Annotated in this window: 11 protein-coding genes; 8 read left to right on the top strand and 3 right to left on the bottom strand. The window is 68.2% G+C overall.

The genetic code is table 11. The features are described from left to right. From NA4_RS14015 to NA4_RS14025, 3 genes are all read left to right on the top strand, one after another. The coding region (locus NA4_RS14015; protein ID WP_169811037.1) for a 3'-5' exonuclease at positions 1-779 on the top strand (779 nt) is incomplete at its 5' end. 76 nt (positions 780-855) lie between these two features. Then, positions 856-1227, top strand: coding sequence for a hypothetical protein (locus tag NA4_RS14020; protein ID WP_067469825.1), 372 nt, complete (start codon positions 856-858; stop codon positions 1225-1227). A 58-nt stretch (positions 1228-1285) separates the two neighbouring features. Continuing rightward, complete coding sequence (locus NA4_RS14025; RefSeq protein WP_067469828.1) at positions 1286-2014, top strand: VIT1/CCC1 transporter family protein; 729 nt, start codon at positions 1286-1288, stop codon at positions 2012-2014. A 53-nt stretch (positions 2015-2067) separates the two neighbouring features. On the opposite strand, the gene NA4_RS39100 is transcribed toward NA4_RS14025, so the two are convergent. The 3 genes from NA4_RS39100 to NA4_RS14030 are packed head-to-tail and all read right to left on the bottom strand — an operon-like array spanning position 2068 to position 2860. Next, a complete protein-coding gene (locus NA4_RS39100) occupies positions 2068-2241 on the bottom strand; it encodes a CsbD family protein (RefSeq protein WP_084497076.1) in 174 nt (57 codons plus the stop codon). 25 nt (positions 2242-2266) lie between these two features. Continuing rightward, positions 2267-2422 carry a DUF6131 family protein gene (locus NA4_RS41380; RefSeq protein ID WP_169811038.1) on the bottom strand — a complete coding sequence of 52 codons (156 nt, stop codon included), beginning with the start codon at positions 2420-2422 and terminating at the stop codon, positions 2267-2269. A 24-nt stretch (positions 2423-2446) separates the two neighbouring features. Next, a complete protein-coding gene (locus NA4_RS14030; protein WP_067469830.1) occupies positions 2447-2860 on the bottom strand; it encodes a hypothetical protein in 414 nt (137 codons plus the stop codon). A 113-nt stretch (positions 2861-2973) separates the two neighbouring features. Between NA4_RS14030 and NA4_RS14035 the strand changes: the two genes are divergently transcribed. The 5 genes from NA4_RS14035 to NA4_RS14055 form a co-directional block, all read left to right on the top strand. Continuing rightward, complete coding sequence (locus tag NA4_RS14035; RefSeq protein WP_067469834.1) at positions 2974-3165, top strand: heavy-metal-associated domain-containing protein; 192 nt, start codon at positions 2974-2976, stop codon at positions 3163-3165. A 118-nt stretch (positions 3166-3283) separates the two neighbouring features. Continuing rightward, positions 3284-4456: a cytochrome P450 gene (locus tag NA4_RS14040; RefSeq protein WP_157128999.1), complete on the top strand. Its 1173-nt coding sequence runs from the start codon at positions 3284-3286 to the stop codon at positions 4454-4456. A 165-nt stretch (positions 4457-4621) separates the two neighbouring features. After that, the gene (locus NA4_RS14045) at positions 4622-5065 is read left to right on the top strand and encodes a hypothetical protein (RefSeq protein ID WP_067469837.1); all 444 of its coding nucleotides are present in this window, start codon (positions 4622-4624) and stop codon (positions 5063-5065) included. 45 nt (positions 5066-5110) lie between these two features. Beyond that, positions 5111-5626, top strand: a complete 516-nt coding sequence (locus NA4_RS14050; protein ID WP_067469846.1) for an ImmA/IrrE family metallo-endopeptidase — start codon at positions 5111-5113, stop codon at positions 5624-5626. Positions 5627-5630: 4 nt separating this feature from the next. Then, a partial coding sequence (locus NA4_RS14055; RefSeq protein WP_067469840.1) for an MAB_1171c family putative transporter occupies positions 5631-6539 on the top strand: 909 nt, incomplete at its 3' end.

Below are 6539 nucleotides of genomic sequence, written 5' to 3' on the forward strand. Positions count from 1 at the left end.
TCGCCATCGCGCTGGCCGAGATTCGCAATGAACCGCTCGCGCAACCGTACGACGCGGTCGTGGTCGACGAGGTCCAGGACATGACGCTGGCGGGGCTCCGGCTGGCGCACGCCATCGCCGGTGGCAACGGGTCGAGTCCGCTGCTGCTGCTCGGCGACGGCCAGCAACAGGTGTACGCGGGCGGCTGGCGGATGGCCGACGCGGGCATCACCTTGCGCGGCCGTGGCGAGGTCCTCCGGGTGAATTACCGCAATCGCCGACGCGTCTGGGAAAACGCGGCGGGAATCGACGCGGTGAACGCTCTCGGCGATTTCGACGGCGAGTCCGGGGTGTCGCTGCGTGACGCCGACATCACGCTCCCCGACGGCGCGGTGCACATCTGGCGGGGACCCGACCAATACCTGGAGAGCGCACTGGTGACCGGCATTCGCGAGTGCGGCAGGCCGCTGGCCGACATCGCGGTACTGACCAGGACGAACCTGGAGGCCGACCGGCTCATCGGCGCGCTCGACGCGGTCGGCATCGCGACGCTGCCCCTGCTGGAGTTCGATGGAAAACCCTGTGCGGCGGTGAAAGTCGGCACCGTCCATCGCGCCAAGGGCCTCGACTTCGCGGCCGTCTTCCACCCGACCTGGTCCAGCGGCGCCGCACCGCCGACCGGCGCGAGCCGCGAACGAGCAGAGCTCGCCGACCGCCAGAAACTCGTGGCCATCACCCGGGCGCGCGACTACGCCTGGATCGGCGTCCGAGACGACCGCCTGGAGATCGACCGCACCTGAACCCGGCCCCCGAATCCCGCCTGGGAAGGCACGATTCGGCCGCTAGACTCACCGGGGTCACTGGGAAGGGGGCCGCATGGACGCGGTTGTCAAGGAGGTCGCCGAGGAGGGCAAGCGCCTGATCGACCGTGCCTGGCTCGGCGAACTCAGCCGCGACCAAGCGGTGCACATGTTCGTCCAGGTCGGTGACGGCATGGTGCGCTACGAAACCGCGCTCACCATCATCGACGACGGTGTGCGGCAGCTGAGGGTCAACGCGCGGCGGCTACGGATCCTGCGCTGGTGCACGCTGCTGGAGATCCCGGTGTTCGGCGCGTTCGCGGGGCTGGCCGTGTTTTTCGGCGACTACACCACCGCGGGGCTTTCGGTGTTGTTCCTGCTGATTCTGCAGGTTGTTCACCGCGGAATGCTTCCGCGCCCGCCTGCGGTCCCCCGCCAGCCGAAATAGCTGTCCACGGCGCATCGAGCGCCTGGCGAATCGTCGGCGGTGACATAGTCTGCGTTTCATGGACGGCACGATCGGCATACCCGGGCCCCATCCACATGAGCCACACGGTGTGGGCTTCGCGACCAAGCTGAACTGGTTGCGCGCGGCGGTACTCGGTGCCAATGACGGCATCGTGTCCACCGCGGGCCTGGTCGTCGGCGTCGCCGCGGCTACGACCGACACGGCGGCGCTGTTCACCGCGGGTATCGCGGGCCTGTCTGCCGGTGCGATCTCGATGGCGGTGGGCGAATACGTCTCGGTCAGCACCCAGCGCGATTCCGAGCGTGCTCTGCTGGCGCGAGAACGCAGGGAGCTGCGTGAGGAGCCGGACTACGAGTTGGCCGAGCTCGCCGGGATCTACCGAGCAAAGGGTCTGACGGCGGAGACGGCGCGGAAGGTCGCCGAGGAACTCACCGCGCACGACGCGTTCACCGCCCACGCCGAAGCCGAACTCGGCCTGAATCCGGCCGAGCTGACCAATCCCTGGCAGGCGGCATTCTCCTCGGCGGTGTCCTTCATCCTCGGCGCGTTGCTTCCTTTGCTGGCAATCCTGTTGCCGCCGGTCAGCGCACGCATCCCGGTTACCTTCGCGGCCGTGCTCGCCGCACTCGCGATCACCGGTTCGGTCAGTGCCCGGCTGGGCGAAAGTCCCCCCGGACGTGCGGTGATCCGCGTGGTTCTCGGCGGCGCGCTGGGGATGGGCGTCACCTATGGCATCGGGCAGCTCGCCGATGTGGCCGGAATCTGAGCCGGTGCCCGCGTCGGCTCACCGCCTCCGCATGGGCACCGGTCGATTCCGAATCAGCGCCGGAACGCGTCCCGTAGTTTGTCCGTGGCACGCTCCAGATTGCCGCGGACCTGCTCGCGACGCCCCTCGGCCTGCAGCCGGGAGTTTCCCGTCGCCCTACCGACGAATTTCTTCACCCTGCCCCGGGTGGCCCGTGCCTGATGTGCGAGGCGATCTTCGAACTTCATGACCGACTCCTTGGTGTCGAGGACGCTAGTAGTACCAACGGCGGCCACCGACCGGACGGCCCACCGAGCCCGCGATCAGCAGAACCAGGCCGATGATCAGCACGATGATGCCCACCGTGGTGAGCAGTCCGATTCCGAGCAGCCAGCCGAGGACCAAGAGGATGAGTCCGAGCACAATCATTGCCGTATTTCCTTTTCTCGATAACTATTTCGCGGTCATTGGTTTCGAGGTGGCAGCCGCCGCCCCGCGCTCACCTCGCGTCGGTGCGTGCAGCCACCGCCGCCAGGCCGGCTCGTGGGCGGCCTGCACACCTGTCTCAGGAGTGCCTGCCGCGAGATCACGCCTGGCCGCCGCCATCTCACGACGAGACTGCCTGAGCTCGCGACGTGCCGCCGCGCCGCGCCGGGTGACCCGCCAAGCGCCGGACAGCACCAGCGCCAGCCCGAGCATCCCGATGGCGCCCAGGACGATCCCGTAGCCGAACAACGCTCCGGCGGAGCCGTGGAACTGGTAGTCGAATACCGCGAATTGCTGGACGTCGCCGGTGTTGCCGACCACGGCGGCGACACCGATAATCACCGCCGCGATCAAGACGACGAGCCCGATTATGATGATCATGACAATCCCTGTTGCCTCGATTCGTTATGACAACTCCGCTATTCCCGCGGTCGGCGCGATCAAACCGAGCAAACGCATTGTTTGCACCCGGCAAATCGGTCTATGCGAAGTGCATGACCTACACGATTACTTTGCACAATGTGACCCGGGAGTCCGCATCGGCGATCGAAGCGGCCCTGCGCGGGGTCAACGGCATCGATGCGGTCGACATCGATGTGCCGTCCGAGCGCGCCCTGGTGAACTCCACCCTCACCTACGGCGAGGTCCTCGACGTCATCCGGCAGACCGGAGCCGCCGCCTCCTGATCGAGCCTCCGACCGCGCCGGCCACCGGCCGGCATGCGCGGACTTCCGGACGCCACATTTTGTGGGCAGTCCACGCATCAGCCGCATCCGTCGCCAGTCCGTGCGGGATGATGACCGGGTGACGGACGTGTTCGACTCCGACTTCGCGCGGGACCCGTGGCCAACACTCGATCGGTTGCGCACCGCGGGCGGCGTGCACCGAATCCGGACACCTGACGGTCCCCCGGCCTGGCTGGTAACCCGATACCGCGACGTGCGCTCCGGACTGCTGGATCATCGGCTGTCCACCCGGGTCCACTACGCGAACGCGGAAGACTATCGCGGCTTCGCCGTGCCGCCGCCGCTGGACAACCTCCTCAGGGCCGGCCCGGCCGACCACGCACGGTTGCGCGGTCTGGTGACTGCCGAGCTGTCACCGCGGCGGCTGGCCGAGTGGACCGAGCTGGCTCCCGACCTGGTGAATGCGCTACTGCACGAGGTGGTTTCGGGCGAGCCTATCGATTTCGTCGAACGCCTCGCGGTCCCGCTGCCCGCGGCGGTACTCGGCGAATTGCTCGGCCTCGACGAGCCGACCCGGAAAAACCTTCTGGGCTGGGCGAATTCGACGCTGCTGCCTTCGGCGTCGCCACCACGTGCCCGCGACACACTCACCACAATGCTGGCGATCATCACCGATGCCACCGAGCACGCGCGCACGCACCGTGCGGACACGGTGCTGGGCCGCCTGGTGGCCGCGCACGCCGACACCGGGTCACCGAGCGCCGACGAACTGGCCGGGCTGCTGTTCTACCTGCTGTTCGTCTGGTACGAGGTGCTGGTCGATCTGGTCGCCGGATCGGTACTCGCCTTGCTCGGCCGCCCGGACCAGCGCGAACTGCTGCGCGCGAGGTCCGACCAGCACGCCGCCGTGGACGAGCTGCTGCGCTACCTGTCCCCGCAAGTGCTCGCCGGGCCACGCTTCGCGACGACCGAGCTGTCCATCGGCGACACCACGATCCAGTCGGGACAGACCGTGCTGCTGTGTCTTGCCTCGGCCAACCACGATCCCGAAACCTTCGATCGGCCCGAGGAATTGGACCTGACCAGAGACCGCGGCGCGCAGCTCGCACTCGGCTACGGAGTGCACGCCTGCTTGGGCAACGCGCTGGTGCATACGCTCACCACGGCGGTGCTGGATCACGTGCTGACCCGATGGCCGGATTCGGTGCTGCTGGTGGACGAGCGGGATATCGTCTGGCGCTCCGGGTTTCGGCATCGTGGTCCGCTCGCACTGCCGATGCGGCTCCGTTGAGATGGGGCGAGCGACGATGATCGCCCCACCTGCTACCGCTCTCGGGAGCCGGGCCTCTCGCGGTCGCGCACCTATGCGGGACGACCACACCGGCATGCGCTGGCGGAGCACGGACGAGTATGATCTACGACACACACCCTGTCAACTACAGGAGACACGCTGACCATGGGGGAGGTTCCACACCCGTTCACCCGGGCTCTCAACACGCTGATCAATGGAATGCACCCGCCCGCAAGCAAAGACGGACGGCCGCTGGAGATCACCCACCGAGCCCTGGCCGAGGACATCCACCGCACCACCGGAGCGCGCCTGTCCGCGAACTACCTCTGGAAGCTGCGCACCGGGCAGGCGGTGAACCCGTCGTACGAGACGCTGGAGGTGTTCCGGGGCTACTTCGGGCTCGACAGCCTCGACCCGTTCACCGATCCGCAGCTGGCCGCGGCGCGTGGCAACGAGTTGGCATTGATCAACGCGCTCAAGGGAAATGCCGAACACGAGGTGCTGGAGTTGGTGCTGCGCGACGGGCTGCACCAAGGTACGGTCCGCGCGGAGTCGGTGCTGGCGATGCTGGACATCCTGCGGCGCATCGAGACCGAGGACCACGGGTGAGCGATGCGGATCGCGGCGTGGAGCGAGGATGGAGGTGACCAGCCGGTGCTGGATCGTCGATGGCTGCGGCGCGAACTGCGCGGCCTCGGACTACCCGGCCGGTTCACCGTCGGTGAGCTCGCCGAGGCGGTGGCCGAGCGCCGCGCCCGGCCGCTGCGGCTGCGTCCGGAAAGCTTCCCGGTGACCGGCCTCACCGGCGGACTGCTGGTCACGGACGCAATCGATTTCATTGCCTACCAACGCAATACTTCGAAGGTGCATCAGGATCACATCGTCTGTCACGAGCTCGGTCATCTACTGGCCGGGCATCGCACCGTCGACGTGCGCGGCGCGGAAGCGTTACGGCTGCTCGCCCCGAATATCGACCCCGCGGTGGTGCAGCGGATGCTGGGCCGCACCAGCTACGCCCAGCCGCAGGAGCAGGAGGCGGAGGACATCGCGAATATGCTGATGGCCCACCACATCACGCACTGGACCGCCCGGGAGGAGTGGGTGCTGCCCGACGCCGCGCCCGTCGCCGCGCGGCGGCTGCTGGACGCGCTCGGTCCGGGACAGGGCTGAGCCGATGTGGTTCGCGGCGGTGTACGGCGCCATCGGCGCCTTCGGGTTCGCGGCATTCCTGTGGCGCGTCGGCCTCGCCCTTCGCAGCCCGGACAACCCCGCGCGGTGGGCCGTCGCGTTCGCGATCCTCGCGGCGGCGATCGGTTTCGAAGCCGCTGTGCCGCAGACTTATACCTGGCTGGGAGACGTTTCCGGCATCCCGAATGTGGCTTCGCTCGTCGTGTACGGCGCCATCGCGACCGCTGTACTCGCCCAGATCGTCTGGACCGGGTTCATGGTGGCGCCGCAGGAGCCCGACAATCGCGCCGGGCGTCGGATCCTCGCGCTGCCGTTGCTCGTGCTCACGGTGCTGGCCCTGCTGTTCACGGTGGCCCCGGTGCACGACGAGAGTCATCCGACCGACTTCGACGATCACTACGCGAAGGTCCCGCTCGCGGTGGCGTTCCTCGGCGTCTATCTCACCGTGTACTCGGCGGCTTTGATCCGGATCATTCTGCTGTGCCGCAGGTGGATCGGCGAGGTCGACCGGGTCTGGTTGCGACGCGGCCTGCGGCTGCTCGCGGTGGGCAGCACCATCGCGCTGGGCTACAGCGTGGGCAAGGTGATCGCGATCGTCGCGGCGTGGTTCGGCATCGGGCTGCGCCGCCTCAACACCGACATCGCGCCCGCGTTCGCCAGTCTCGGCGCGACCGTCATGCTGGTCGGCTACCTGTGCCCCTCGCTGGCGCCCTGGCTGCTGCACACGGTCGCGCGACTGCGGGCGCTGCCCCGGCTGCGTCCACTGTGGCTGGCTCTGCGCGAGGTGGCCCCGGAGCTGGCGCACACGTCGTCGCGGCGTCGTCCGGCCAGCCGGGACCGGGTGTACCGCAGGGTGATCGAGATTCGCGACTGGCTGCTGCGCCTGCAGCCGCAT

It is taken from the genome of Nocardia amamiensis NBRC 102102 (assembly GCF_001612745.1).
Classification (GTDB): domain Bacteria; phylum Actinomycetota; class Actinomycetes; order Mycobacteriales; family Mycobacteriaceae; genus Nocardia; species Nocardia amamiensis.